A 26,529-nucleotide genomic window follows, 5' to 3' on the forward strand; every position below is an offset into this window, starting at 1 on the left:
GCGCCAGCATCTGGCATTACAGGCTGTTGAACACGCGGTTCTCTTGTTCCTGTACGCGAATAAAGGTGGTGCGTTTGGTCAGCTCTTTCAGGCGTGAAGCGCCCACGTAGGTGCAGGCAGAGCGCAGGCCGCCGAGGATATCGCGTGCGGTATTCTCAACCGGGCCACGCAGAAGCAGCTTAACGGTTTTGCCTTCTGCTGCGCGGTACTGCGCAACGCCGCCAACGTGGCGGGTCATCGCGGACTCAGAGCTCATGCCGTAAAACAGCATGAACTTCTCGCCGTTTTCTTCAACCACTTTGCCACCGCTCTCTTCATGACCGGCCAGCATGCCACCGAGCATGACAAAATCGGCGCCGCCGCCAAAGGCTTTTGCTACGTCACCCGGCATTGTACAACCGCCATCGCTGACGATCTGGCCGCCGAGACCATGTGCCGCATCGGCACATTCAATCACGGCAGAAAGCTGCGGATAACCCACGCCGGTCTTCACACGAGTGGTACATACGGAACCCGGGCCGATGCCGACTTTCACGATATCTGCGCCTGAGAGAATCAGCTCTTCGCACATTTCGCCGGTGACGACGTTACCCGCACAGATGGTTTTCTGCGGCCAGGCTTCACGCGCTTTAGCAACGAACTGTACAAAATGCTCAGAGTAGCCATTCGCCACATCGATGCAGACGAAGTTCAGCTGTGGATTTTGAGCGAGGATCTGTTTGGTTTTTTCGAAATCAACATCAGAAGTCCCGGTGGACACCATGACGTATTTCAGCACATCCGCAGAAGATGACTGCACAAAACTCTGCCACTCTTCAACGGTATAATGTTTGTGAACCGCGGTCAGAATGCCGAAAGATGCCAGCGCTTTCGCCATGCCAAACGTCCCGACGGTGTCCATGTTAGCGGCAATGATCGGCACGCCGGACCATGACTGGCCAGAATGTTTAAATGTGAATTCACGTTCCAGCTCAACATCAGAACGGCTTTTGAGGGTAGAGCGTTTTGGGCGGATAAGAACGTCTTTAAAACCAAGCTTCAGATCTTCTTCAATACGCATGTGCGAATTCCTGGGGTTAATTGCATTATTGTGAGAGCACAACTCCAGTGACGTTATCATACGCACGAATCATGGCTGCGCAAGACTGCGATTTTCACTTTTTTTACGCTACAATCGTATAAATTTACCTGGTGAATAGTGAATAACGCGATCGCGAGCACCAACGTGAGATGCGTTAAATTTAACCAATTGATTTGTATATACAAAATAAACCAGTATAGGCTGTGACCCAGTCGGTTGGCTTGTGCCATCATGATGGGATTTCGCTCGTAAGAGCATCGGGGCGTGTACGACCGGCGCCACTGGAATGTAATGAGTTCATTGGTCAGATCGGGATACGGAGTGTATGAGGTATACGGTAGCGTTAACGGGCGGTATTGGCAGTGGTAAGAGCACCGTGGCCGATGCATTTTCTCACCTTGGGGTGAACGTTATTGATGCCGACATTATTGCTCGTCAGGTGGTCGAACCCGGAACCCCGGCACTGCAGGCTATCGCCGCTCATTTTGGCCCAGGGATGCTCCATGATGACGGTACGCTGAACCGCCGTGCGTTACGTGAAAAAATCTTTGCCCACCCCGACGATAAAACCTGGCTTAACGCGCTTCTGCATCCGCTGATTCAGCAGGAAACACACCGACAGATGCAGGCAGCGACTTCCCCCTACATTCTCTGGGTTGTCCCCTTACTGGTTGAAAACCACCTGGCCGCGAAGGCCGATCGCGTGTTGGTCGTTGATGTCCCAAAAGAGACGCAGATCGAACGGACGATCTCGCGTGACCGGGTCAGCCGTGAACATGCAGAACATATTCTTGCCGCCCAGGCGACGCGCGAACAGCGTCTCGCCGTTGCGGATGATGTCATTGAAAACACAGGCACGCCGGATGCCATCGCATCGGATGTTGCCCGCCTGCACGACCGGTATCTACTCCTGGCATCGCAGGCCGCCTCACAGGAAAAATCGTAATGCACACCCCTGTTCTGTTTGAACATCCACTGAACGAGAAAATGCGTACCTGGCTGCGCATCGAATTTTTAACGCAGCAGCTATCCGTTCACCCGACGTTAGCCACCTATGCTGATGCGCTGCATTTTTTCCGCAACGCGGGCGATCTTTTAGATGTTCTGGAACGCGGTGAAGTCCGAACGGACATGCTGAAAGAGCTCGAACGCCAGCAGCGTAAACTGCAGTCCTGGGCTGAAGTCCCCGGCGTCGATCAAGAGCGCATCGGCGCCTTGCGTCAGCAGCTCAAACAGTGCGGTAGCGTCCTGATGTCCGCGCCACGTATCGGTCAGTTTCTTCGCGAAGACCGGCTGATTGCCCTGGTACGGCAGCGACTGAGCATTCCTGGCGGCTGCTGCAGCTTTGACCTTCCGACGTTGCATATCTGGCTGCATATGCCTCAGGCACATCGTGACGAACAGGTCGAAAAATGGTTAGCCAGCCTCGAACCTCTGACGCAATCGCTGGTGCTCATCCTTGACCTGATCCGCAACTCCGCCCCGTTCCGCAAGCAAACCAGCCTTAACGGTTTTTATCAGGACAACGGCGAAGATGCCGACCTGCTGCGCTTGCGTCTGGATATTGCCAGCCAGCTCTACCCGCAAATTTCCGGCCATAAGAGCCGCTTTGCTATTCGCTTCCTGCCGCTGGATAGCGAGCTTGGCGTTGTACCTGAGCGTTTTGATTTTGAACTGGCGTGTTGTTAAGGAGTAAAAATGTCAGAAGAGACGATAGTCAACTGCCCTACCTGCGGTAAGACCGTAGCCTGGAATGAACAAAGCCCGTTTCGGCCATTTTGCTCTAAGCGCTGTCAGCTGATCGATCTCGGCGAGTGGGCGGCGGAAGAAAAACGAATCCCCAGCGCTGGCGATCTGTCCGACAGCGATGACTGGAGCGAAGAGCAGCAGCAATAATCGCGCTAGCCCGGCCATATGTGAAAAGGCCGGGCAACGGTATTTACGATGCCGCCTGCACTAATTTGGTGATCACCGGTTCGTTCGCCGGCGGGAACGCGTCTGCGACTAACGCCTGCTGCGCAATCCAGCGCCCTGGCTGCCCCTCTTTCCCCCACGGTTCCCCCGACCAGGCCTCAACCAGCCAGAACCACAGCGTAATATGGCGATCCGGGAACTGGTACTCCAGGGTATCAAACAGACTGGAAGACGCTACCGTAATCCCGACCTCTTCCTGAAGCTCACGCACCAGCGCTTGTTCCGGGGTTTCTCCGGCTTCAATTTTGCCACCGGGAAACTCAAGTTTATCGGCCATATGGGCATCTGATGCCCGCTGGGTAATAAAGATTTCGCCCTGCTGATTACGAATAATGCCGACGGAAATTTGCAGTTTTTTCATTGTCTTCATTCCATAAAAAAGGCGCAGATATCTGCGCCTTTATTTTTTTACTCTCTGAGATTAGCTCAGACGGCCGTGGCACTGTTTATATTTTTTACCAGAACCGCACGGGCAAGGATCGTTGCGGCCCACTTTACGGTCGCCGGTTTCCTCGGCCAGCGCAGCGGCGGCGGCAGTGTCGTCATCCTGATGGCTGAGCTGCTGCATCTGCGCCAGACGTTCAGCTTCTTCACGACGCTGCTGCTCCATCGCTTCCACTTCTTCCGGCATGCGAACCTGAACTTTGCTCAGGGTGCTGATCACTTCATACTTCAGGGATTCCAGCATCGCTGCGAACATGGAGAAGGATTCGCGCTTATATTCCTGCTTCGGATCTTTCTGCGCATAACCACGCAAATGGATACCCTGACGCAGGTAGTCCATTGCCGCCAGGTGCTCTTTCCACAGGGAGTCCAGGGTCTGGAGCATCACACCTTTCTCGAAATGACGCATCATTTCGGTGCCAACCACTTCTTCCTTACGCTGATAGGTTTCAACCGCGCTCTGCAGAATACGCTCACGCAGCGTCTCTTCATGCAGTTCCGGCTCTTTATCCAGCCACTCTTTCAGCGGCAGCTCAAGGTCGAAGTCGTTTTTCAGACGTTCCTGCAGGCCTTCAACATCCCACATTTCTTCCAGCGACTGCGGCGGGATATGGGCATCGATGGTCGCTTTGAAAACGTCTTCGCGGATGCTGTTAATGGTTTCGCTAACATCGGACACGTCCAGCAGTTCGTTACGCTGGCTATAGATGGCGCGACGCTGATCGTTCGCCACGTCATCATATTCCAGCAGCTGCTTACGAATATCAAAGTTGCGGCTTTCCACTTTACGCTGGGCGTTAGCGATGGCTTTGGTGACCCACGGGTGCTCAATCGCTTCGCCCGGTTTCATCCCCAGCTTACGCATCATGCCGGAAACACGGTCGGAGGCAAAGATACGCATCAGGGCATCTTCCATCGACAGGTAGAAGCGGGAAGAACCGGCATCACCCTGACGACCAGAACGGCCACGCAGCTGGTTATCGATACGACGCGATTCATGACGCTCGGTACCGATAATGTGCAGACCACCGGCAGCCAGTACGGCATCGTGACGAATCTGCCAGTCGGCTTTAATCTGCTCGATTTGTTCCGGCGTCGGATCTTCCAGCGCTGCCACTTCGGCCTGCCAGCTACCACCGAGCATAATATCGGTACCACGACCGGCCATGTTGGTCGCGATGGTCACCGCTGACGGGTAACCCGCCTGCGCAACGATATCCGCTTCACTGGCGTGGAACTTGGCGTTCAGTACGTTGTGTTTGATACCGGCTTTCGTCAGTTCATTTGAAACCACTTCTGATTTCTCAATCGAAATGGTACCCACCAGTACCGGCTGGCCAGCAGCAGTACGCTCTTTAATATCTTCGATGATCGCCTGAATTTTTTCCGCTTCGGTCATATAGACCAGATCCGCCATATCCTTACGGATCATCGGACGGTTGGTCGGCACGACCACGGTATCCAGTTTGTAGATAGAGCTGAATTCAAAGGCTTCGGTATCCGCGGTACCGGTCATCCCTGCCAGCTTCTCGTACAGACGGAAGTAGTTCTGGAAAGTGATGGAGGCCAGAGTCTGGTTCTCGTTCTGGATATCCACACCCTCTTTCGCTTCAACGGCCTGATGCAGACCATCAGACCAGCGACGACCCTGCATCGTACGACCGGTATGCTCATCGACAATAATGACTTCGCCATCTTTAACGATGTAGTCAACGTCGCGGGTGAACAGCACATGGGCGCGCAGCGCAGCCGTCACGTGGTGCATCAGCATAATATTGGACGGTGAATACAGCGATTCGCCTTCGTCCATAATGCCTTCCTGCACCAGCAGTTCTTCAATCAGCACCAGACCGCGTTCGGTCAGGTTAACCTGACGCGCTTTCTCATCGACAGAGAAGTGACCTTCACCGGTAAAGGTGTCGGAGTCTTCTTTTTCCTGACGCACCAGGTGCGGGATGATCTTGTTAACGCGTTTGTACATTTCTGAGCTGTCTTCCGCCGGACCAGAAATGATCAGCGGAGTACGCGCTTCATCGATGAGGATGGAGTCCACCTCATCCACCAGCGCATAGTGCAGCTTACGCTGTACGCGTTCTTCAGGGCTAAACGCCATGTTGTCACGCAGGTAGTCAAAACCGTATTCGTTGTTGGTACCGTAGGTGATATCCGCACCGTACGCTTCACGTTTGGCAGGCGCAGGCAGACCGGACATGTTGATACCGACGGTCATCCCGAGGAACTCGAACAGCGGACGGTTGTTTTCAGCATCACGCTGTGCCAGGTAGTCGTTGACGGTAACCACGTGGACGCCTTTACCCGACAGTGCGTTCAGATACGCCGGCAGGGTTGCGGTCAGGGTTTTACCCTCACCGGTACGCATTTCCGCGATGCAGCGATCGTTCAGCACCATACCGCCCAGCAGCTGGACGTCGAAGTGACGCATCCCGAACACACGTTTACTGGCTTCACGTACTACCGCAAAGGCCTCAGGGATCAGGCTCTCAACGCTTTCACCTTTCTCAAGGCGAGCTCGGAATTCGACAGTTTTACCTTTCAGCTCGTCATCAGAGAGCTTTTCCATTGCCGGTTCCATGGCGTTGATCACGCCAACGGTTTTGCGCATACGGCGCAGGGTACGATCGTTACGACTACCGAAAACTTTAGTTAATAATTTGATTAGCATAATAAAATCTCAAACGCCCCGCATCGCGGAGTCACAAAAAAGAATAATCCGTTTTTCGTTTAGCTGAGACGTTGAGGCCCTGCGCGGATCCCGGCGACCTGGCTAATCCAGGCCGAGATTCTAAAGGCAGAATGGGACGGGTTGTAGGCTACAAGACGAACGGCAACCGGCGGTTTGCTCTCCTGCGTCAGCAGTGCGCTGAGCGTGTCGAGTAAAGCCAGGTGCTGCGCCTGTAATGGCGAAGATTCTTCCGCAACCGGCAGCGCCTGCGGTGCCATGGCAAATGACAGATGGCGAATGACCGTGCGTATCGCATGCTGATGCCAGTAATCGACAGTGAAATTAGGTCGACGACTGGCTTCCAGCAGCGCCAGCTGGGAGAAATTAACTTTCGTTGGATTGTGGTTACTGGCCGTTGCTTTCGCCGGTGACGTGGTTTCGTGACTATTGCTAAGCGCAGGCAAGCCGAGACTAGCCGCGACCATCCCCAACAGGAGATGCGGCCAGAAATATCGTCTGCCAAACTGTCGCCAGCGCGTCAGCAATCCACTCACGTACGTTACCTTTAGTTGAAGCAACCCCAGGAAATAATTTTGCGCCCAAATACTACCATTAATACTGCGCTACAGCAGCATGAATGACAGCTCTGGCAAGTCAAAAGCGCTCAATAAAACAGCGAACGAACAATGAACAGCGCCGGAGAATGACAGCAGTCATGGGAGGGGAAGGCTAAAAAAGAAAAAAGACTGGCCCCCTGGCCGGAGAGGGTACCAGGTTACCAGTCGATTTTACTGAATGGTCAGGCTTATGCCATAACCATTGACGGTGCACGGAACGCCAGCGGCAGTTCTGCTTCGTCTTCGAAAGTCACATATTCCCAGGCTTCCTGTTTTGCCAGGACGGCCTGCAGCAATTTGTTATTCAACGCGTGACCTGATTTGAACGCCGTGAACGCACCGATGATATTGTGACCACACATAAACAGGTCACCAATCGCATCCAGCATTTTGTGGCGGACAAACTCATCTTCGAAGCGCAAACCGTCTTCGTTCAATACGCGATAATCGTCAACAACGATGGCACAATCGAAGCTGCCGCCCAGGCACAGGCCGCGGGACTGCAGATATTCGATATCACGCATAAAACCAAAAGTACGAGCGCGACTAATCTGGCGCATAAATGCATCAGCAGAGAAGTTCATCGCGTAGCGCTGGTTGCTTGCATCAATCGCCGGATGGTTAAAGTCGATGGTAAAGTCCAACGAAAAACCATTGTACGGTTTGAATTCAGCCCATTTGTCGCCATCTTCAACACGCACAGTATCTTTGATGCGGACAAATTTCTTCGCACAGTTCAGTTCATCGATGCCGGCATCCAGCAACAGATAAACGAACGGCGCAGCACTACCATCCATAATTGGAATTTCCGGCGCATCGACTTCAATCACAATGTTGTCAATGCCCAGGCCAGCCAGTGCGGCATTCAGGTGCTCGACTGTTGAAATCCGCACGTCATGCTCGTTCACCAGGCAAGTACAGAGCATGGTATCCCGCACAGATTTGGCATCAGCCGGAAAATCAACCGGTGGATTCAAGTCGGTGCGACGATAGATGACCCCGGTATTTGCCGGCGCAGGGCGTAACGTCAGAGTGACTTTCTTGCCGGTATGCAAACCGACGCCAGTCGCCTGAACGATACGTTTAAGAGTCCTTTGTTTGATCATCGTATAATCTCGCCAAGTTACCTATCCAACCGAAGTATATTATACATTCGGGAGGGCAGTTTAGCACAAAGAGCGCTGATGCCCAACTTCCAGCCAATTCTTAATCGGCTTGCTTACGCAGGAAAGCTGGAATATCCAGATAATCCGGCTCTTTCGCAGTTTGCGGCGTGTTGTCGTTCACCACTTTTGCGACCGGTTTCTGCTCTTGAGTTAATGGTGCCATACCGTGCTGCTGGTAGCGATCCATCACCGGCTGCTGAACCTGTTTGTTGGTCACCAGGGTGATTTCCGGACGTTTGTCCATGCCGATACCGGTAGCAACGACGGTCACACGCAGTTCGTCGTTCATGTCCGGGTCAAGGGAAGTACCGATAACCACGGTCGCGTTATCCGATGCGAAAGCACGAATCGTGTTACCCACGGTTTCGAACTCATCCAGACGCAGGTCGAAGCCCGCGGTGATGTTGACCAGAACGCCGCGCGCGCCGGACAGATCGATATCTTCCAGCAGCGGAGAAGAGATCGCCATTTCAGCGGCTTCTTCCGCACGGTCTTCACCGCTTGCGACGCCAGAACCCATCATCGCGTAACCCATCTCTGACATCACCGTGCGCACATCCGCAAAGTCGACGTTCATCAGACCCGGGCGGGTGATCAGCTCGGCGATACCCTGTACTGCACCTTTCAACACGTCGTTTGCCGCGCCGAAAGCATCCAGCAGAGAAATACCACGACCGAGCACTTTCAGCAGCTTGTCGTTCGGAATGGTGATCAGAGAGTCCACATGCTTGGACAGCTCAGTGATCCCCTGTTCGGCGAACGCCATGCGTTTTTTGCCTTCAAAGTTAAACGGCTTAGTGACGACCGCAACGGTCAGGATACCCAGATCCTTCGCCACTTCAGCCACAACAGGTGCTGCACCGGTGCCGGTACCACCGCCCATACCTGCGGCGATAAACACCATGTCTGCACCATCAAGAGCAGCGCGTAACGCTTCACGGTCTTCGTCAGCCGCATTACGGCCCACTTCCGGGTTAGCGCCGGCACCCAGACCTTTGGTAATACCGCTACCGATCTGGATAGTCTGGCCAACAGCCGTTTTACGCAGTGCCTGCGCGTCGGTGTTCACCGCGAAGAATTCAACACCTTCGATGCGCTCGCGCACCATGTGCTCAACGGCATTGCCACCGCCGCCACCGACGCCGATGACTTTAATCACCGCGTCGTTGGTCAGTTCCATAGGTTCAAACATAGTTTCTCTCCGTTTTGTGCCTGTCGCCTGAGAACGCTAATTTTCTGCGTTCTCTGAAAAAATTAAAACTCTTTTCGCAGCCAGCTATTAAGTCGCTTAATCCACGAGCCAACTGATGCAGTTACGCGTTTTTCTACTTCTGCTTCACCACTAAGATGAGATTCCTTCCCGTAGTGCAGCAACCCAACCGCCGTCGAATAATACGGCTCCTGGGCATAATCCGTTAATCCGGTAATATTCAGCGGCGCACCAATACGCACCTGCGTATGGAACACCCGCTGAGCACAGGCAGCAAGACCTTCAATTTGCGCCGCGCCGCCCGTTAATACAATCCCCGCCGCCAGATGGTGTTTCACCCCTTGCTGGCGAAGCTGCTCCTGCAGCTGCAGGATCTCTTCGTTAACCAGATTGAGCAGCTCGGTATAGCGCGGCTCAATAACCTCTGCCAGCGTCTGACGCTGCAGGCTGCGCGGTGGACGCCCACCGACGCTCGGCACTTCGACGTTTTCGTCTTTGCCGACAATAGAACCCAGCGCGCAACCGTGGCGAACTTTAATCGCTTCGGCATCGCTCGGCGGCGTACCAAAGGCGTAGGCGATATCGCTGGTCACCACATTGCCCGCGTACGGGATCACTTTGGTATGACGCAGCGCACCGCCGGTATACACGGCGATATCCATTGTACCACCGCCGATGTCCACCACGCAGACACCCAGCTCACGTTCATCTTCCGTCAGAACGGAATAACTGGCCGCTAAACCGGCGAAAATGAGTTGGTCTACTTTCAGACCACAACGTTCAACCGCTTTAACAATATTTTTTGCCATATCGTTATGGCAGGTAATCAGATGGACTTTCGCCTGCATACGCACGCCGGACAGACCCACCGGATTTTTAATCCCTTCCTGATAATCGATGGCATATTCCTGCGGAATGACGTGCAGAACACGATGCTCATCGCGTACGCGGACTGATTTCGCGGTATGCACCACGTTTTCAACATCGTCCTGCGTCACTTCTTCTTCTGAGATCGGCACCATGCCGATTTCATTTTGACAGCTAATATGTTTACCTGAAAGCGCCAGATACACTGACGAAATCTGGCAATCCGCCATCAGTTCGGCCTGGTCAATGGCGCGCTGTACGCATTTCACCACGGATTCCAGGTCGTTCACTCCGCCTTTATCCATACCACGCGAAGGGCAACTGCCCACGCCAATGATATTGACCACGCCATCGGGCAGAACTTCCCCTACTAAAGCGGCAACCTTTGCGGTGCCAATCTCCAGCCCAACTACCAGTTTTCTGTCCGTCGCCTTGATCATTGTTGTTCTGCCTGTGCCTGATTCTGTTGTTGGTTAGTTTCCTCTACGGGAGCAGGTACCCAGCCCACTGCCGCACCCGAGTCATAACGCAAATCAACATAGCTAATCCGTTTGCCGTCGGTCTGCGCTTGTTGCTGAAGAACCGGGTAGAGTTCCATAAAGCGCTGAAGTCGTTTCATGGTGTCGCCGCGGCCAAGGTTGAGCTTAATATCGTTATTCAGCGTCAACTGCCAGGAGCGACGTGCGGTCATCGCCGCGACTTTCAACGTGAATTTATCCTTTGCCAGTACCTGCCCCATGTCGCGATACCCTTGCAACACTTCGTTCTCACTGCCTTCCGGGCCATACAGCATCGGTAAATTCTGCTTATTGGTACGATCCGCTGGTACGCTGAAGGAGTTTCCTTCGACGTCCACCATATGTTGATCATTCCAACGCGCAATCGGCACATATTCAACCAGATGAATCTTCAATTCGTCCGGCCACTGCTTTCTAACGCTCGCCTGCTTAATCCACGGCAGACGTTCGATCTGACTCTGGATGATGTTGACATCCTGGGTCATAAAGGTTCCCGGCGAACCTAACGCCAGAATCGCCTGACGAATATCATCATTGCGCGTGTAGTGACGTTCACCGGTGACCACCATTCTGGACAGCGGTAAACGCTGTGCATCTTCCATCCAGCCCAGAACCATCCACCCGCTGACCAATACGGTACTTAGCACCGCCAGCAGGAAGACAATCCCGGCCAGACGAGTTCCATTACTCCGGCGCAAAGAAGCGTTATCTTCTTCTTCCTGGTTTCGCGTATTCAGCGCAGCCTGCGACATATCACCCCGCCAGGTCCAAAATGCGAACAACAAGTTGCGAGAAGCTCATTCCTGCCTGACGAGCCGCCATCGGCACCAGGCTGTGGCTGGTCATGCCAGGGGAAGTATTCGCTTCCAGCAAATAAAACTGGCCATCGCTGTCCAGCATCACGTCAATGCGTCCCCAACCTTTACAGCCGAGAACATTCCAGGCTTTAAGTACCAGAGCCTGAATTTCTGACTCGCGGACGAGATCCTCACAACCAGGGCAAAAATATTGCGTCTCATCAGAGAGATACTTCGCCTCATAATCATAGAAGGTTCCAGCCACCTGGATACGAATTGACGGTAAAATTTCTTCACCGACGATAGCGACGGTAAATTCGGGGCCACTCAGCCATTTTTCAATCAGAACGTCTTCATCATGCTGAAAAGCCAGCGTCAATGCACTCTGTAATGCACAACTTTCGCTCACTTTCGACATACCGACGCTTGAACCTTCACAAGCCGGTTTGACAATCAATGGCAACCCAAGGGCTGCAATCTGTGCTTCCGTCTCGGCAGTAAGCCCTTTTTCGAACTGCGTGCGCGTCAACGCCACCCACGGTGCGACGGGTAACCCCGCGCCCTGCCACAACAATTTGCTGCGAACTTTGTCCATGGAGATGGCCGATGCCATCACGCCGCTGCCGGTATAAGGCAGCTGAATCAGCTCCAGCAGCCCTTGCAACGTACCATCTTCGCCACCGCGACCATGCAGCGCAATAAACGCTTTCTTAAACCCCATCTGTTTCAGCTGGGTCACATCAACATCACGAGGGTCAACCGGATGCGCATCCACGCCCGCTTCACGCAGTCCGGCAAGCACCGCGGTGCCGGAATTTAGTGAAACATCACGCTCAGCAGAGGTGCCGCCAAAAAGAACCGCGATTTTATCAGCCACGGTGCTCCTCCTCCGTTTTTTGCGGCACGAGTTTGATTTCAGCCAGGTGACGTGCGATTTTTCCTATGTTTCCTGCGCCCTGCACCAGGATCAGGTCATTGCCAGTCAACACCGACGCCAGCATTTCAGCTGCCTGTGCCGGATCGGAGAGCAGAATCGGGTCAACTTTACCGCGGCCGCGAATGGTACGGCACAGCGAACGGCTGTCGGCTCCCGGAATCGGCGCTTCGCCAGCGGAATAGACATCCAGCATCAGCAGCGCATCAACCTGAGTCAGCACGTTGGCGAAATCATCGTAGAGATCGCGGGTACGCGTGAAACGGTGCGGCTGGAATAACATCACCAGATTTTTATCCGGCCAGCCCGCGCGTGCGGCTTTAATCGTGGCATCCACTTCCGTTGGGTGATGACCATAGTCATCTATTAACATCGCGCTACCGCTTTTCCCGTTGACGGCGGCCAACGGATATTCGCCGAGAAAATCAAAGCGACGACCGGTGCCCTGGAAGCTTTCCAGCGCCCGCAGGATCGCACTGTCTTCAATCCCCTCTTCCGTCGCCACGGCGACCGCGGCGGCGGCGTTCAGCGCGTTATGGCGACCCGGCGCATTCAGCGTCACCTGCAGCGGCTCTTTATCCTGGCGAACCAGACGGAAATGTCCCTGGGCGCCAATCTGACGGTACTCTTCGACGCGCACGTCGGCATCGTCGCTGAAACCGTAGGTGGTAATCTGCCGACCCACACGCGGGAGCAGTTCACGAATCACCGGATCGTCTACACACATCACCGCACGTCCGTAGAACGGCAGGTTGTGCAGGAAATTAATAAAGGTCTGCTTCAGATTCTCAAAGTCGCCATGGTAGGTATCCATGTGGTCGGCTTCGATGTTGGTCACGATAGCGACCATCGGCTGCAGGTGCAGGAACGACGCATCGCTCTCATCTGCCTCCGCAATCAGGTAACGACTGTGGCCGAGGCGGGCGTGAACCCCCGCCGCTTTCACCAGCCCACCGTTGACGAAGGTTGGGTCAAGGCCCGCTTCCGCATAAATGCTGGAAACCATCGCCGTCGTGGTGGTTTTGCCGTGCGTACCGGCAATCGCAATCCCGTGGCGAAAACGCATCAGCTCCGCCAGCATCTCTGCACGGCGAATGACCGGAATACGTGCTTCATGTGCCGCGACAATTTCCGGGTTTTCCGCGGAAATGGCGCTGGACACCACCACCACACTCGCATCGCGCACGTTTTCCGGGCGATGGTTGAAATAGATCGTGGCGCCAAGTTGCGTCAGCTGTTGCGTCACCGGATTCGGCGCCAGGTCGGAGCCGCTAATCTGGTAGCCTTCGTTAGCCAGAACTTCGGCAATACCGCCCATACCGGCACCACCAATGCCAACAAAGTGAATGTGCCGGACGCGACGCATCTCGGGCACTATGGAACGCAGTTTCGCCAGATCTTGTGTATTCATTCTTTACGCCATCTACATCTTTATACGGACGGTGAGATTCACCGTGATTAGCGCGCCAGTGCTGCAGCGCTCACTTCTTCTGCTACCCGTTCGGTAGCATCCGGAATCGAGGCTCTACGCGCTCGTTCCGCCATATCCAGCAGCGTTTCCCGATCCCAGCCAGCCAGCGTCTGCGCTACGGCATCGACGGTGAACTGAGGTTGTTCGAGAATTTTCGCTGCGCCCGCTTTCTCCAGCGGCAGTGCATTCCAGTACTGCTGACGATCCTTGTGCTGAAACGGCACAAATAACGCCGGTAAACCTGCTGCGGCAATTTCACTCACCGTCAGCGCACCGGAACGACACACAACAACATCAGCCCAGGCATACGCTGCGGCCATGTCATCAATAAATTCAGTCACTTTATGTTGTGGCTGCCCGGCATCGGCATAGGCCTGCTGTACCGTTTGCTGAGCACCTTTGCCACTTTGGTGCCAGATGGTCACCGCGCCTTCCAGTTTCCCTGCCACCTGCGGCATGGTCTGGTTCAGGACGCGCGCGCCCTGAGAACCGCCCACCACTAACACGCGCGTCGGCCCCTGACGCCCGACCAGGCGCTGCTCGGGTAACGGCAGAGCCAGCACATCGGTCCGCACCGGGTTGCCCACAACATCGGCATGCGGGAATGCGCCAGGGAACGCCTGCAGCACTTTCTTTGCAATCTTCGCCAGCCATTTATTGGTCAGGCCGGCAATACCATTTTGTTCATGCAGCACCACCGGAATACCCAGCGACCACGCTGCCAGACCACCCGGGCCAGAAACATATCCGCCCATGCCTAACACCACATCCGGCTGGAACCGTTTCATGATTTCTCGCGCCTGACGCCAGGCGTGGAAGATACGGACCGGTGCCTGCAGTTGCGCCTTGAGCCCTTTGCCGCGCAGGCCAGAAATCTGGATGAAATCAATATCAATGCCATGCTTCGGCACTAAATCCGCTTCCATACGATCGGCAGTACCCAGCCAGCGAACCTGCCAGCCCTGGTCCATTAAATGGTGCGCGACCGCCAGCCCCGGGAACACGTGTCCACCGGTACCGCCCGCCATCACCATTAGCCGCTTTTCCTGACCGCTCATCGAACACCCCGTGTAAACGCCTGGGCTTTTTCCAGACGGGTTTCATAATCAATTCGCAACAGCAACATGATGGCCGTTGACATAATCAGCAAACTGGAACCGCCGTAACTAATCAGCGGCAACGTCAGACCTTTGGTTGGCAGCATACCTGCCGCGGCCCCGACGTTAACCAGTGCCTGAAAGCTGAACCAGATACCAATGGCGCATGCCAGGAAACCGGAGAAGCGATGGTTGATCTCCAGCGCTTTACGCCCAATCGACATGGCGCGAAAGGCGACGAAGAATACCATTAATAGGGCCAGTACCACACCGATATAACCGAGTTCTTCGCCGATAATGGCGAAGATGAAATCGGTATGTGCTTCCGGTAAATACTCCAGTTTCTGTACCGAGTTACCTAAGCCCTGCCCCCACATTTCACCGCGGCCGAACGCCATCAGCGACTGGGTTAACTGGTAACCGCTGCCGAACGGGTCTTCCCACGGGTTCCAGAAGGAGGTCACGCGGCGAATACGATAGGGCTCAGCGAGGATCAGCAGCACCACCGCCGAGATCCCCATGCCGATAATGGCAATGAACTGCCACAGCTTCGCGCCACCAAGAAACAGCATTGCCAGGGTGGTCACGAACAGCACGACCACGGTACCGAGGTCCGGCTGCGCCAGCAGCAGAATCGCGAGGACGAAAATCACGCCCATCGGCTTTAAGAAGCCGCGGAGGTTATTACGGACCTCATCCCCTTTACGCACCAGATAGTTGGCGATATAGCAGAACAGCGAGAGCTTGGTAAATTCCGCCGGCTGAATACGCAGTGGGCCGAAGGCAATCCAGCGCGAGGCGCCGTTTACCGAACTACCGACCACCAGTACGATCAGCAGCATCACGATAGAGGCGATGAGCATGGCGGTACTGTGCCGCTGCCAGAATTCCATCGGCAGACGCAGGGTTACCATCGCCAGCCCGAGCGCCAGCAGAATATATAATCCGTCACGCTTGGCGAACAAAAAGGGATCGTTGGCCAGGCGCTGCCCAACCGGCATCGACGCCGACGTCACCATAATAAAACCGACAGCTGCCAGGCCGAAAGTCAGCCACAACAGCATGCGGTCATACATCACCAGGCTATCGTTATCTTTCTGACGCGAGCCCATCACCCAGCCTTTCAGCGCGGCGAACAGCCAGGAGAAGATAAACATCCCCGGCAGGCGCGGCAGTCTCCACTGAGGCATTCTCAGGCGCGGGAGGGATAAACGCATCAGCCTAACTCCTTAGCCAGACGGGCAAAAACATCGCCACGTTGTTCAAAGCTCTTGAACTGATCGAGGCTGGCACATGCCGGGGATAGCAGCACCATATCGCCCGATTTCAGCAGCGGCGCAATCTGGCGCATCGCCTCTTCCATCGTCGCGGTCTGGGTTGCCACGTCCGGGCGCAGCGCCGCCAGCTGTTCGCCATCGCGACCGAAGCAGTACAGACGGATATGATCTCCCGTCAGATAGCGCGTCAGCGGCGTGAAATCGGCAGATTTACCGTCGCCGCCCAGCAGCAGGTACAGCGTACCGTCGAGATGCAGCCCGTTCAGTGCCGCTTCGGTGCTACCCACATTGGTCGCTTTGGAATCGTTGATCCAGCGAACGCCGTTGTGATCCAGCACCAGCTGGAAACGGTGCGCCAGGCCGGTAAAGGTGGTCAGCGCCTTGAGGCTGCTGGCACGCGGCAGGCCGGCGGCATCCGCCAGCGCCAGCGCCGCCAGGGCGTTGCTGTAGTTGTGCTGGCCGGTGATGTGCATCTCTTTCACGTTAAGCACCTTTTCACCTTTAACCCGCAGCCAGGTTTCGCCCTGCTGACGGTTAAGGTGATAGTCACCGACATCCACACCAAAGCTAACGCAGCGCTCATCGGCGCCGCGAACCGGCATCGTCAGCCGGTCATCGGCATTCACGATGCAGGTCTTCGCATTTTCATACACCCGCAGTTTGGCAGCGCGATACTGCTGCAAACCCAGCGGATAGCGGTCCATGTGATCCTCAGTAACGTTGAGGATTGTCGCGGCAACCGCCCGCAGACTGGAGGTGGTTTCCAGCTGGAAGCTGGAGAGTTCCAGAACATACAGCTCGCGATCCGCATCCAGCAGCATCAGGGCCGGCAGACCAATATTGCCGCCAACGCCGACGTTCACGCCGGCCGCTTTCGCCATTTCGCCCACCAGGGTCGTCACGGTGCTTTTACCGTTGGAGCCGGTAATGGCAACGATCGGCGCCTGCGCTTCACGACAGAACAGTTCGATATCGCCGACGATTTCCACGCCAGCATCCGCCGCTTCGCTCAACGCAGGGTGCGCCAGCGCGATACCAGGGCTTGCCACTATCAGGTCCGCCGCCAGCAGCCAGTCACTGTTCAGCCCGCCGACGTAACGTTCAACCGCTTCAGGCAGCTTGTCGAGACCTGACGGCGTGGCGCGAGTATCCATCACCCGCGGCGTCACGCCGCGCGCCATGAAGAAGTCCACGCAAGATAGCCCGGTCATGCCCAGGCCAATAATGACGACTTTTTTACCCTGATAATCTGCCATGATTAACGTACCTTCAGCGTCGCCAGGCCAATCAGCACCAGCATCAGCGAAATAATCCAGAAGCGCACGATCACGCGCGGCTCCGGCCAGCCTTTCAGTTCATAGTGGTGATGAATCGGCGCCATACGGAAGATGCGCTGACCGCGCAGCTTAAAGGAGCCGACCTGCAGAATGACCGACAGGGTCTCCACCACGAACACGCCACCCATAATGACCAGCAGGAACTCCTGGCGCAGCAGCACGGCGATAATACCCAGCGCGCCGCCCAGTGCCAGCGATCCGACATCGCCCATAAAGACCTGTGCCGGGTAGGTGTTGAACCATAAGAAGCCCAGTCCCGCGCCGACAATCGCCGTACAGACGATAACCAGTTCACCAGCATGTCGTAGATACGGAATGTGCAGGTAGTTGGCAAAGTTCATGTTACCCGTTGCCCATGCCACCAGCGCAAAGCCCGCGGCCACGAATACGGTTGGCATAATTGCCAGGCCATCAAGGCCATCGGTCAGGTTGACCGCGTTACCGGTGCCGACAATCACGAAGTAGGCCAGCAGGATGTAGAGGATCCCCAGCTGCGGCATGATGTCTTTAAAGAACGGCACAACCAGCTGAGTCGCTGGCGTATCTTTTCCGGCCATGTACAGCGCAAACGAAACGCCCAGCGCGATTACCGACATCCAGAAGTACTTCCAGCGGGCGATCAGCCCTTTGGTGTCTTTGCGCACCACTTTGCGGTAGTCATCGACGAAACCGATAATGCCGTAGCCAATCAGTACCGTCAGAACGCACCACACATACGGGTTGGAGGGGTAGGCCCACAGCAGTACCGAAACCACAATCGCGGTGAGGATCATGATCCCCCCCATGGTCGGGGTACCGCGTTTACTGAAGTGAGATTCCGGACCGTCGTTACGTACGACCTGGCCGAAAGAGAGTTTTTGCAGACGGGCGATCATGCGCGGGCCCATCCACAACGAGATGAACAGCGCGGTCAGCAGGCTGACGATGGCGCGAAACGTCAGATAGGAAAAGACGTTAAAGCCGGAATAATATTTGACCAGATGTTCGGCCAGCCATACTAACATGTTCCATTCTCCTGTAATGCGCGTACTACCTCTTCCATGGCGGCACTACGTGAACCCTTCACTAAAATGGTGATGATCTTGTGTTCTGACGTCAGTTCGCGCAGACGCGCCACCAGCGATGCTTTATCGCTAAGGTGTTCACCTGCGCCGCTGGCGCGACTAATTTCTGCGCTCAGCACGCCGGTGCTGAGGACACGGTCAATCCCTGCAGCTTTCGCCGCCTCGCCGACCTGGCGATGACAAGCTTCGCTTTCTGCACCCAGTTCAGCCATATCGCCAACGACCAGAACGCGGTAACCCGGCATCTCGGAGAGCACCTGCACCGCGGCGGTCATCGAACCGACGTTGGCGTTATAGGAGTCATCGAGCAGCAGTTGAGTTTCGGTGAGCGCAATCGGGAACAGACGCCCCGGCACCGCTTTCAGCTGCGCCAGACCGGCTTTCACCGCGCTGAGATCGGCACCCACCGCCATCGCCAGCGAAGTTGCTGCCAGCGCATTAGCGATATTGTGGCGGCCCGGCAACGGCAGCAGGACATCGACGCTCCCTACCGGGGTTTGCATGGTAAATTCGGTGCCGTGGCTGGTGATATGGATATTGGTGGCGGTAAAGTCGCTCTGCGCCGCGTCAGGCGAGAAGCGCCAGACTTTGCGTGCGCCGATAACCGCTTGCCAGTTCAGCCAGTCGTTATTGTCGGCATTGAGGATAGCGATGCCGTTTTCAGGCAGACCGGTAAAGATTTCGCCTTTCGCTTTTGCCACTCCGGCCAGCGAACCGAAACCTTCGAGGTGCGCGGCGGCCAGGTTGTTGACCAGCGCGGCTTCCGGACGCGTCAGGCTGACGGTCCAGGCAATTTCGCCCTGATGATTAGCGCCTAATTCGATCACCGCATAATCATGTTCTTTGGTCAGACGCAGCAGCGTCATCGGCACACCGATGTCGTTATTCAGGTTACCGGCGGTATACAGGGTATTACCGCACTGGCTCAGGATCGCCGCGGTCATCTCTTTCACCGACGTTTTCCCGGAGGAACCGGTCAGCGCCACGACGCGCGCCGGCACCTGCTGGCGCACCCATGCAGCCAGTTCGCCAAAGGCCAGGCGGGTATCGTTCACGACAACCTGCGGTAAATCACATGCCAGGCGGCGACTCACCAGCAGCGCACCCGCGCCGGCCTGCTTCGCCTGCTCTGCAAAGTCGTGAGCATCGAAACGCTCGCCCTTCAGCGCCACAAACAGGCAGCCTTTGGTGATCTTGCGGGTGTCCGAGGTCACTTCATCGATGGCCAGATCGCCACCGTGCAATTCGCCGTGCGTGATGTCGGCGAGCTGGCTTAACGTAAAGCGAATCATGCTACCGCTCCCAGCAGACGGGCCACGGTGACGCGATCGGAGTAGTCAAGGCGACGATTGCCAACAATCTGGTAGTCCTCATGGCCTTTCCCGGCCACCAGGACCACATCACCCTCTTGTGCCTGCATCACGGCGTTGGTCACCGCTTCAGCCCGGCCCTCTTTCACTTTCGCGTGCCCGGCATCAAGCATCCCGGCGAGAATATCGCTGATGATCGCCTGGGGCTCTTCGGTACGCGGGTTGTCATCGGTCACGACGACAATGTCGGCAAACTCTTCGGCAATGGCCCCCATCAGAGGACGTTTGCCTTTGTCACGATCGCCGCCGCAGCCAAAGACGCACCACAGCTTACCGTTACAGTGCAAACGCGCCGCCTGCAGCGCTTTTTCCAGCGCATCCGGGGTATGGGCATAATCCACAACGACGGTCGGTTTGCCCGGCGCGCTGAACACTTCCATACGCCCACAGACCGGCTGCAGACGAGATGCCGAGTTCAGCAGTTCGTCCAGCGGATAACCCAGCGCCAGCAGCGTTGCCAGCGCCAGCAGCAGGTTGCTGACGTTAAAGGCGCCCATCAGGCGGCTCTCTATTTCGCCCTTGCCCCAGCTGGAATCAAACTGAATTGTCGCTCCGCTGTCGTGATAGTTCACCGCCGTCGCCTTCAGCCAGCGGCCGTGGCAGTTCGGGTTAATATGATCTTCCATCGACACCGCGACCGCGTCCGGCAGCTTCGCCAGCCAGCGGCGGCCCACTTCATCGTCCGCGTTGACAATCGCCTGACCGAAGTGGTGCGTGGAGTAAAGCAGCCATTTTGCCGCTTCGTAATGTTCCATATCGCCGTGATAATCGAGGTGATCGCGGCTCAGGTTAGTAAAGACCGAGGCGGCAAACTGCAGCGCCGCTACGCGATGCTGCACCAGACCGTGGGAAGAGACTTCCATGGCGGCAAACGTTGCCCCCTGCCCTGCGAGGCCGGAAAGCACATGCTGCACATCGACCGCAGAACCGGTGGTGTTTTCCGTCGGAATGACTTTATCCAGAAGGCCATTACCAACCGTTCCCATCACCGCGCTGGTATCGCCAAGCAGTTTGGCCCACTGCGCCAGCAGTTGAGTGGTGGTGGTTTTACCGTTGGTTCCGGTGACGCCTACCAGACGCAATTGCGCCGAAGGCTGATGGTAAAAACGCCCGGCCAGCGCCGATAAGCGCTCATTGAGTTGGCTGAGATAAATCACCGGCACGCCGTGCATCTCACGGATTTCGCCGTCTTCAGCCTCATCTTTGGCCTCAGCAATAATGGCAGCAACACCTTGCGCTATCGCCTGCGGGATATAACGACGCCCGTCCGCCTGATGACCCAAAACCGCGATAAAGAGATCGCCGGAAGCAGCCACCCGGCTGTCCAGCGTCATTTCTCGCAGAATTCGCTCCGGCGCATTTGGCACCCACGGAGCGAGAAGGTCGCGCAAATTACGATCTGCCACCTGTTCCCTCGCCTTGATTAATCACAAATTCACTTTTTTCGCCCGTTGCCAGCGCGTCCGGCTCGATGTTCATGGTGCGCAGAACGCCACCCATGATGGCACCAAAGACCGGCGCGGAAACGGCGCCGCCGTAGTATTTACCCGCCTGCGGATCGTTGATCACCACCACCAACGCAAAGCGCGGGTGACTGGCTGGCGCAACGCCTGCGGTGTAAGCAATATATTTGTTGATATAGCGGCCATCCGGCCCCACTTTTTTCGCGGTACCGGTCTTGATGGCAATGCGGTAACCTTTGATCGCCGCCTTCACGCCCCCGCCACCGGGCAGCGCCACGCTTTCCATCATGTGCACAACAGTACGAACGAGAGGTTCCGGGAACACACGCTCACCGGGAACCGGCGGATCAACTTTGGTGATCGACAGCGGGCGATAGATGCCATAGCTGCCAATCGTTGCGTAGACTCGCGCTAACTGTAACGGCGTTACCATTAGCCCGTAGCCGAAAGAAAAGGTGGCCCTCTCTATGTCAGACCACCGTTGTTTTTGAGGGTATAAGCCACTGCGTTCTCCGACCAACCCCAAATTGGTCGCTTTTCCGAGCCCAAAACGTGAGTAAGTATCTACTAACGCTGAGGACGGCATCGCTAACGCCAGCTTGGAAACACCGACGTTACTCGACTTCTGTAGTACCCCGGTCAGGGTCAATTCACTGTAGCGCGCCACGTCTTTAATCTCGTGGCCGTTAATTCGGTAGGGAATGGTATTCAGTACGGTATTTTCGTTCACAATCCCGCGCTGCAACGCGGTCATCACCACCATCGGCTTGACCGTAGAACCTGGTTCAAACACGTCGGTAATGGCGCGGTTACGCATGATGTCTTTGGCGGTACCAGAGAAATTGTTCGGGTTGTATGACGGGCTGTTGGCCATCGCCAGTACTTCACCGGTGCTGACGTCCACCAGCACGGCGCTTCCCGATTCCGCTTTGTTAAACGCCACGGCATTGTTCAGTTCGCGGTAGACCAGGGCCTGCAGACGCTCATCGATGCTTAACGCCAGGTTATGCGCCGCCTGGCTGTCGGTTGAAGAGATATCTTCAATGACGCGGCCATAGCGGTCTTTACGCACGATACGCTCGCCAGGCTGGCCGGTAAGCCATTTGTCAAAGCTCTTCTCAACGCCTTCAATCCCCTGGCTATCCACGTTAGTGAAGCCAATGAGGTGAGCGGTAACTTCACCTGACGGGTAGTAACGGCGCGACTCTTCGCGCATATGGATGCCCGGTAGCTTAAGCTTCTTGATGTAATCCGCCATGTCCGGGTTAACCTGACGCGCCAGGTAGATAAAGCGCATCCGCGGATTGGTATTAATACGTGATGCCAGCTGGTCCAGCGGCATGTTTAACGCATCAGCCAGCGCTTTCCAGCGATTATCAATGCTGACGCCACCCGCTTCGTGCAGCTCTTTCGGGTCGGCCCAGATGGCCTTCACCGGCACGCTCACCGCCAGCGGACGACCGGAGCGGTCAGTAATCAAGCCACGCGCGGTAGAGACCTCCTGCACGCGTAGAGAACGCATGTCGCCCTGACGAACCAGCATGTCCGGGCTGATCACCTGGAGCCAGGCCACGCGGCCCAGCAGGAAAGTCAGAGCCAGCAGAATACAGCCGCACAGCAACGCAAAACGCCAACTGATAAAGTTGGCCTGTTCTTCCTGACGTTTTGGTTTTAGCGTTTTCGGCGCTGCTTTCATGCGTCGCAATAATCCTTATTTTTGTACAACGATATTTTCTTGTGATGGATCGACGTGTTGCATCTGCAACTTCTCCGTCGCGATCCGCTCAACCCGACTGTGATCGCCGAGCGCGTTCTCTTCGAGGATCAGGTTTCGCCATTCAATATCCAGCGCGTCACGTTCCAGAACTAGCTGCTCGCGCTGCGCGGTTAACAGACGGGTATGGTGCGCCGTCGTCACCACGGTAATCGCCGTAATGATGATGCAAATGAACAGACAGAGTGGCAGCTTCCCATACCGCAGAAGATCGTCTCCGATGACGCCAGGCAAGGCATGACGCTCGTTGCTTCCTAACGATCCTTTAACTTTGCTTAAGGCTTCTGTCACTCTGCCGATCATGCGTTCGTCCTCTCTGCAATACGCAGAACTGAACTACGGGCCCGTGGATTCTCTGCCACCTCTTCTTCGCCCGGCATCAACTTGCCTAGTGCTCGTAACTCACGGCCGCCCAGTTTTTTGAGCTGCTCTTCGGTCATCGGTAACCCTGCCGGAACCTGCGGACCGCGGCTTTGTTCACGCATAAAGCGTTTCACAATACGGTCTTCCAGCGAGTGGAAACTGATGATCGACAGCCGCCCGCCTGGGGCCAGCACGCTGAGCGAGCTTTTTAGCGCCTGCTCTATCTCCTCCAGTTCACTGTTCACCCAAATGCGCACCGCCTGGAAGGTACGGGTCGCGGGATGTTTGAATTTGTCCTTCACCGGCGTTGCCGCCGTTACCACTTCCGCCAGCTCTTTGGTGCGGGTCATGGGTTCGATGCGGTTACGCTCAACGATGGCGCGGGCAATGCGCTTACCGAAACGCTCTTCGCCAAAGGTTTTGATCACCCAGGCGATATCGGCTTCGTCGGCAGTCTGCAGCCATTCAGCGGCTGACTGACCGCGCGTCGGATCCATGCGCATATCCAGCGGGCCATCGCGCATAAACGAGAAGCCGCGTTCTGCGTCATCAAGTTGCGGTGAAGAGACGCCAAGATCGAGAAGAATCCCGTCGATCTTGCCAGTTAGTCCGCGCTCACTTACATAGTCAGCCAGCGCAGAGAAAGGTCCATGTACGATGGAAAAGCGGGGATCATCAATGGTCTTCGCCACCGCGATAGCCTGCGGATCGCGATCGATAGCCAGCAGCCGTCCTTCCGCCCCCAGTTGGGAAAGGATCAGACGCGAGTGTCCGCCGCGACCAAAGGTCCCATCAATGTAGATACCATCAGGACGAATATTCAGGCCATTAACGGCTTCATCCAGCAGTACCGTAGTGTGTTTAAAATTTTCCATCATCTTATAGAGACAAATCCTGCAGTCGCTCCGATAGCTCCCCGGTAGCGGACTGCTCAGCGTCGATATCTTCCTTGACCCGTTGATACCAGGTCGTTTCATCCCACAGTTCAAACTTATTGAACTGTCCGACCAGCATCACTTCTTTTGTCAGCCCGGCATGTTGCCGTAACACCGGAGCAATCAACAGACGCCCGGCATTATCCATCTGACATTCGCTGGCATGACCCAACAGCAGACGCTGTACGCGTCGCTCAACGGGATTCATGCTCGATAAACGCGACAATTTTTGCTCGATGATTTCCCATTCAGGCAAGGGGTAAAGCAGCAGGCACGGGTGATGAATGTCAATGGTACATACCAGTTGACCGGAAGCGTCTTCGATCAGCCCGTCGCGGTATCGCGTCGGTACGGCCAGACGGCCTTTGCTGTCGAGATTGACTAACGTTGCCCCACGGAACATGCCAGCCTCACCCCTTTTCGCCACTTTAACCCACAAATTCCCACCAGAAGGAGTTTACGGAGCGGAGGAAAAGCTTGTCAAGCCAGCACGAATACCAACGGAGCTCAAAAACCCATTATTTGCAGCCGATATTAGGCCTGATGAAATAATCATCAACAAACGAGGCAAATTAACGTTATGAATACGTGTAAGAAAACAACCAACAAATTCGTAACAGTAAAAAGCAACAAAATATCTTCGGCGGGAAAATATAAAGTGTCAGTTTGCGACGCGAGCGGCATTTTAGGCCATTATGATGTCCGTTAACAGTGCCTGTTGCTGTCGGAGAGGTGCGCTTGCTGCGGGTGCGGAGCGAAACGAGTCTGATTACGGCGTGAAATGATTGTTAATTCAGCGATTAACTTAATGAATGTAACAAAATAATACAAATAAAGGCCAATTTATCTTTTTTTATAGCCAGCAGATGCCAGAAATCCCCAACTCCAGAATAAAACAAAATAATGCGTAAAGAAGTTTAGGGATTTGTCTGAAAGCGATTTCATTTTACTGTTTCAGGGTAAAGCTGTACGGATTATCGCCAGACGTTCTTCGTCTGGCGAGCGATGCGTCAATTATCCTTACTTTTATTATAAGAATAATCCTGGATGCGGATGCCTTAACGACGATTCAGGCTGCCACGACGATACAGATTACGGCGAATACGGCTTAATCCCGGTTTCGGCTTACGCGGTTCGTCAAGGCTGGCGAGGACAATCTCCAGCACGCGTTCGGCGACATCGCGATGGCGCTGGGCCACGGCCAGTACCGGACACTGCAGGAAATCCAGCAGCTCATTATCGCCGAAGGTCGCAATTGCCAGTTCCGATGGCAGCTTGCCTTCGCGACGTAAAGTCACATCCATCACCCCCTGCAGCAGCGGGAACGACGTCGTAAACAGCGCTTCCGGCATCGGGTGTGTCTCGAGCCATTTTTCGAACAGCTGTGCCGCCGCTTCGCGTTCAAAGCTGTTGGCGTACAGATACTGGACTTCACGCGGATCGTCATTCCACGCGGTGCGGAAGCCCTGCTCACGCAGGAAGCTCACCGACAGCTCCGGTAAGGCACCAAGATACAGGACGCTTTCACCCGGGAACTTACGCAGTTCGGCGGCAAGCATTTCCGCATCATCCTGATCGGCACCCACCACGCTGGTGAAGTGTTCACGATCGAGCGCGCGGTCCAGGGCGACAATCGGGAAGGGATCGTTCGCCCAGCGCTGATAGAACGGATGCTCTGGTGGAAGTGACGTCGAGACGATAATCGCATCCACCTGGCGCTGTAGCAGATGCTCGATACAGCGCATTTCGTTGTCAGGCTGATCTTCCGAGCAGGCAATCAGCAACTGATAGCCGCGCTGACGCGCCTGACGCTCCAGGTAGTTAGCAATGCGGGTATAGCTGGTATTTTCCAGATCGGGAATAACCAGGCCAATAGAACGCGTGCGTCCTGCACGTAAGCCAGCAGCAACCGCATTTGGGTGATAGTTATGTTCACGAACAACGGCCATCACTTTTTCGACCGTTTTGTCGCTCACGCGGTACTGCTTCGCTTTACCGTTAATCACATAGCTAGCGGTGGTTCGCGAGACACCGGCCAGCCGGGCGATTTCATCCAGTTTCACAATTGCCCCTTGGGTAATAAGTAC

General features: G+C 55.5%; 24 protein-coding genes. 3 read left to right on the forward strand and 21 right to left on the reverse strand.

Annotated elements, in window-relative coordinates; translation table 11 throughout:
- Positions 1-16: 16 nt before the first annotated feature.
- Complete coding sequence (locus tag HF679_RS14440; protein ID WP_123757486.1) at positions 17-1,060, reverse strand: GMP reductase; 1,044 nt, start codon at positions 1,058-1,060, stop codon at positions 17-19.
- 346 nt (positions 1,061-1,406) lie between these two features.
- Here HF679_RS14440 and coaE point away from each other — a divergent pair, with 346 nt between their 5' ends.
- Genes coaE through yacG form a run of 3 tightly spaced genes read left to right on the forward strand, consistent with a single transcriptional unit; the run spans position 1,407 to position 2,977 of the window.
- The gene (coaE, locus tag HF679_RS14445) at positions 1,407-2,027 is read left to right on the forward strand and encodes a dephospho-CoA kinase (RefSeq protein WP_187042157.1); all 621 of its coding nucleotides are present in this window, start codon (positions 1,407-1,409) and stop codon (positions 2,025-2,027) included.
- The gene (gene zapD, locus HF679_RS14450; protein WP_123757488.1) at positions 2,027-2,770 is read left to right on the forward strand and encodes a cell division protein ZapD; all 744 of its coding nucleotides are present in this window, start codon (positions 2,027-2,029) and stop codon (positions 2,768-2,770) included. Before coaE ends, zapD begins: the two co-directional genes overlap by 1 nt.
- A gap of 9 nt (positions 2,771-2,779) precedes the next feature.
- Positions 2,780-2,977 (forward strand): DNA gyrase inhibitor YacG, encoded by a 198-nt coding sequence (gene yacG, locus HF679_RS14455; protein ID WP_123757489.1) that lies wholly within the window; start codon positions 2,780-2,782, stop codon positions 2,975-2,977.
- 43 nt (positions 2,978-3,020) lie between these two features.
- Here the strand turns inward: yacG and mutT are convergent, their stop codons facing one another.
- The 20 genes from mutT to cra all read right to left on the reverse strand — a co-directional run bounded on the left by mutT (position 3,021) and on the right by cra (position 26,505).
- Positions 3,021-3,416, reverse strand: coding sequence for an 8-oxo-dGTP diphosphatase MutT (gene mutT / locus HF679_RS14460; RefSeq protein ID WP_187042158.1), 396 nt, complete (start codon positions 3,414-3,416; stop codon positions 3,021-3,023).
- Positions 3,417-3,476: 60 nt separating this feature from the next.
- Complete coding sequence (gene secA, locus HF679_RS14465) at positions 3,477-6,182, reverse strand: preprotein translocase subunit SecA (RefSeq protein WP_123757491.1); 2,706 nt, start codon at positions 6,180-6,182, stop codon at positions 3,477-3,479.
- 59 nt (positions 6,183-6,241) lie between these two features.
- Positions 6,242-6,736 (reverse strand): secA translation cis-regulator SecM, encoded by a 495-nt coding sequence (gene secM, locus HF679_RS14470; protein ID WP_174509143.1) that lies wholly within the window; start codon positions 6,734-6,736, stop codon positions 6,242-6,244.
- 251 nt (positions 6,737-6,987) lie between these two features.
- The gene (lpxC, locus tag HF679_RS14475; RefSeq protein WP_123757493.1) at positions 6,988-7,905 is read right to left on the reverse strand and encodes a UDP-3-O-acyl-N-acetylglucosamine deacetylase; all 918 of its coding nucleotides are present in this window, start codon (positions 7,903-7,905) and stop codon (positions 6,988-6,990) included.
- A gap of 100 nt (positions 7,906-8,005) precedes the next feature.
- Positions 8,006-9,157 (reverse strand): cell division protein FtsZ, encoded by a 1,152-nt coding sequence (gene ftsZ, locus HF679_RS14480; protein ID WP_004857884.1) that lies wholly within the window; start codon positions 9,155-9,157, stop codon positions 8,006-8,008.
- Between the two features lie 62 nt (positions 9,158-9,219).
- Entirely contained in the window at positions 9,220-10,482 is a 1,263-nt protein-coding gene (ftsA, locus tag HF679_RS14485) for a cell division protein FtsA (protein WP_123757494.1), read from the reverse strand.
- Entirely contained in the window at positions 10,479-11,312 is an 834-nt protein-coding gene (gene ftsQ, locus HF679_RS14490; RefSeq protein ID WP_123757495.1) for a cell division protein FtsQ, read from the reverse strand. Before ftsQ ends, ftsA begins: the two co-directional genes overlap by 4 nt.
- Before the next feature lies 1 nt (position 11,313).
- A complete protein-coding gene (locus HF679_RS14495; protein WP_187042159.1) occupies positions 11,314-12,234 on the reverse strand; it encodes a D-alanine--D-alanine ligase in 921 nt (306 codons plus the stop codon).
- Complete coding sequence (gene murC / locus HF679_RS14500) at positions 12,227-13,702, reverse strand: UDP-N-acetylmuramate--L-alanine ligase (protein ID WP_154144512.1); 1,476 nt, start codon at positions 13,700-13,702, stop codon at positions 12,227-12,229. Before murC ends, HF679_RS14495 begins: the two co-directional genes overlap by 8 nt.
- A gap of 47 nt (positions 13,703-13,749) precedes the next feature.
- Positions 13,750-14,820, reverse strand: coding sequence for an undecaprenyldiphospho-muramoylpentapeptide beta-N-acetylglucosaminyltransferase (murG, locus tag HF679_RS14505; RefSeq protein WP_123757498.1), 1,071 nt, complete (start codon positions 14,818-14,820; stop codon positions 13,750-13,752).
- Complete coding sequence (gene ftsW / locus HF679_RS14510; protein ID WP_123757499.1) at positions 14,817-16,076, reverse strand: cell division protein FtsW; 1,260 nt, start codon at positions 16,074-16,076, stop codon at positions 14,817-14,819. The genes murG and ftsW overlap by 4 nt, the downstream gene beginning before the upstream one ends.
- Entirely contained in the window at positions 16,076-17,392 is a 1,317-nt protein-coding gene (gene murD, locus HF679_RS14515) for a UDP-N-acetylmuramoyl-L-alanine--D-glutamate ligase (protein WP_123757500.1), read from the reverse strand. The genes ftsW and murD overlap by 1 nt, the downstream gene beginning before the upstream one ends.
- 2 nt (positions 17,393-17,394) lie before the next feature.
- Positions 17,395-18,477 (reverse strand): phospho-N-acetylmuramoyl-pentapeptide-transferase, encoded by a 1,083-nt coding sequence (mraY, locus tag HF679_RS14520; protein WP_123757501.1) that lies wholly within the window; start codon positions 18,475-18,477, stop codon positions 17,395-17,397.
- A complete protein-coding gene (murF, locus tag HF679_RS14525; protein WP_123757502.1) occupies positions 18,471-19,829 on the reverse strand; it encodes a UDP-N-acetylmuramoyl-tripeptide--D-alanyl-D-alanine ligase in 1,359 nt (452 codons plus the stop codon). Before murF ends, mraY begins: the two co-directional genes overlap by 7 nt.
- A complete protein-coding gene (murE, locus tag HF679_RS14530; protein ID WP_123757503.1) occupies positions 19,826-21,313 on the reverse strand; it encodes a UDP-N-acetylmuramoyl-L-alanyl-D-glutamate--2,6-diaminopimelate ligase in 1,488 nt (495 codons plus the stop codon). Before murE ends, murF begins: the two co-directional genes overlap by 4 nt.
- Entirely contained in the window at positions 21,300-23,066 is a 1,767-nt protein-coding gene (locus HF679_RS14535) for a peptidoglycan glycosyltransferase FtsI (protein ID WP_123757504.1), read from the reverse strand. Before HF679_RS14535 ends, murE begins: the two co-directional genes overlap by 14 nt.
- 15 nt (positions 23,067-23,081) lie before the next feature.
- Positions 23,082-23,447: a cell division protein FtsL gene (ftsL, locus tag HF679_RS14540; protein WP_123757505.1), complete on the reverse strand. Its 366-nt coding sequence runs from the start codon at positions 23,445-23,447 to the stop codon at positions 23,082-23,084.
- Complete coding sequence (gene rsmH / locus HF679_RS14545; RefSeq protein ID WP_004857852.1) at positions 23,444-24,385, reverse strand: 16S rRNA (cytosine(1402)-N(4))-methyltransferase RsmH; 942 nt, start codon at positions 24,383-24,385, stop codon at positions 23,444-23,446. Before rsmH ends, ftsL begins: the two co-directional genes overlap by 4 nt.
- 1 nt (position 24,386) lies before the next feature.
- Positions 24,387-24,845: a division/cell wall cluster transcriptional repressor MraZ gene (mraZ, locus tag HF679_RS14550; protein ID WP_123757506.1), complete on the reverse strand. Its 459-nt coding sequence runs from the start codon at positions 24,843-24,845 to the stop codon at positions 24,387-24,389.
- A 655-nt stretch (positions 24,846-25,500) separates the two neighbouring features.
- Complete coding sequence (cra, locus tag HF679_RS14555) at positions 25,501-26,505, reverse strand: catabolite repressor/activator (protein ID WP_123757507.1); 1,005 nt, start codon at positions 26,503-26,505, stop codon at positions 25,501-25,503.
- Positions 26,506-26,529: the final 24 nt, after the last annotated feature.

Source organism: Enterobacter sp. JUb54, from assembly GCF_014298075.1.
Classification (GTDB): domain Bacteria; phylum Pseudomonadota; class Gammaproteobacteria; order Enterobacterales; family Enterobacteriaceae; genus Klebsiella; species Klebsiella lignicola.

Excerpts from the sequence above, each read along its gene's own strand:
- ftsQ (WP_123757495.1), bottom strand. The coding sequence starts at position 11,312 with ATGTCGCAGGCTGCGCTGAATACGCGAAACCAGGAAGAAGAAGATAAC.
- murC (WP_154144512.1), bottom strand. The coding sequence starts at position 13,702 with ATGAATACACAAGATCTGGCGAAACTGCGTTCCATAGTGCCCGAGATG.
- mutT (WP_187042158.1), bottom strand. The coding sequence starts at position 3,416 with ATGAAAAAACTGCAAATTTCCGTCGGCATTATTCGTAATCAGCAGGGC.
- lpxC (WP_123757493.1), bottom strand. The coding sequence starts at position 7,905 with ATGATCAAACAAAGGACTCTTAAACGTATCGTTCAGGCGACTGGCGTC.
- rsmH (WP_004857852.1), bottom strand. The coding sequence starts at position 24,385 with ATGATGGAAAATTTTAAACACACTACGGTACTGCTGGATGAAGCCGTT.
- ftsZ (WP_004857884.1), bottom strand. The coding sequence starts at position 9,157 with ATGTTTGAACCTATGGAACTGACCAACGACGCGGTGATTAAAGTCATC.
- coaE (WP_187042157.1), top strand. The coding sequence starts at position 1,407 with ATGAGGTATACGGTAGCGTTAACGGGCGGTATTGGCAGTGGTAAGAGC.
- zapD (WP_123757488.1), top strand. The coding sequence starts at position 2,027 with ATGCACACCCCTGTTCTGTTTGAACATCCACTGAACGAGAAAATGCGT.
- HF679_RS14440 (WP_123757486.1), bottom strand. The coding sequence starts at position 1,060 with ATGCGTATTGAAGAAGATCTGAAGCTTGGTTTTAAAGACGTTCTTATC.
- HF679_RS14535 (WP_123757504.1), bottom strand. The coding sequence starts at position 23,066 with ATGAAAGCAGCGCCGAAAACGCTAAAACCAAAACGTCAGGAAGAACAG.
- ftsA (WP_123757494.1), bottom strand. The coding sequence starts at position 10,482 with ATGATCAAGGCGACGGACAGAAAACTGGTAGTTGGGCTGGAGATTGGC.
- murD (WP_123757500.1), bottom strand. The coding sequence starts at position 17,392 with ATGGCAGATTATCAGGGTAAAAAAGTCGTCATTATTGGCCTGGGCATG.
- ftsW (WP_123757499.1), bottom strand. The coding sequence starts at position 16,076 with ATGCGTTTATCCCTCCCGCGCCTGAGAATGCCTCAGTGGAGACTGCCG.
- mraY (WP_123757501.1), bottom strand. The coding sequence starts at position 18,477 with ATGTTAGTATGGCTGGCCGAACATCTGGTCAAATATTATTCCGGCTTT.
- ftsL (WP_123757505.1), bottom strand. The coding sequence starts at position 23,447 with ATGATCGGCAGAGTGACAGAAGCCTTAAGCAAAGTTAAAGGATCGTTA.
- mraZ (WP_123757506.1), bottom strand. The coding sequence starts at position 24,845 with ATGTTCCGTGGGGCAACGTTAGTCAATCTCGACAGCAAAGGCCGTCTG.
- secA (WP_123757491.1), bottom strand. The coding sequence starts at position 6,182 with ATGCTAATCAAATTATTAACTAAAGTTTTCGGTAGTCGTAACGATCGT.
- murG (WP_123757498.1), bottom strand. The coding sequence starts at position 14,820 with ATGAGCGGTCAGGAAAAGCGGCTAATGGTGATGGCGGGCGGTACCGGT.
- yacG (WP_123757489.1), top strand. The coding sequence starts at position 2,780 with ATGTCAGAAGAGACGATAGTCAACTGCCCTACCTGCGGTAAGACCGTA.
- murF (WP_123757502.1), bottom strand. The coding sequence starts at position 19,829 with ATGATTCGCTTTACGTTAAGCCAGCTCGCCGACATCACGCACGGCGAA.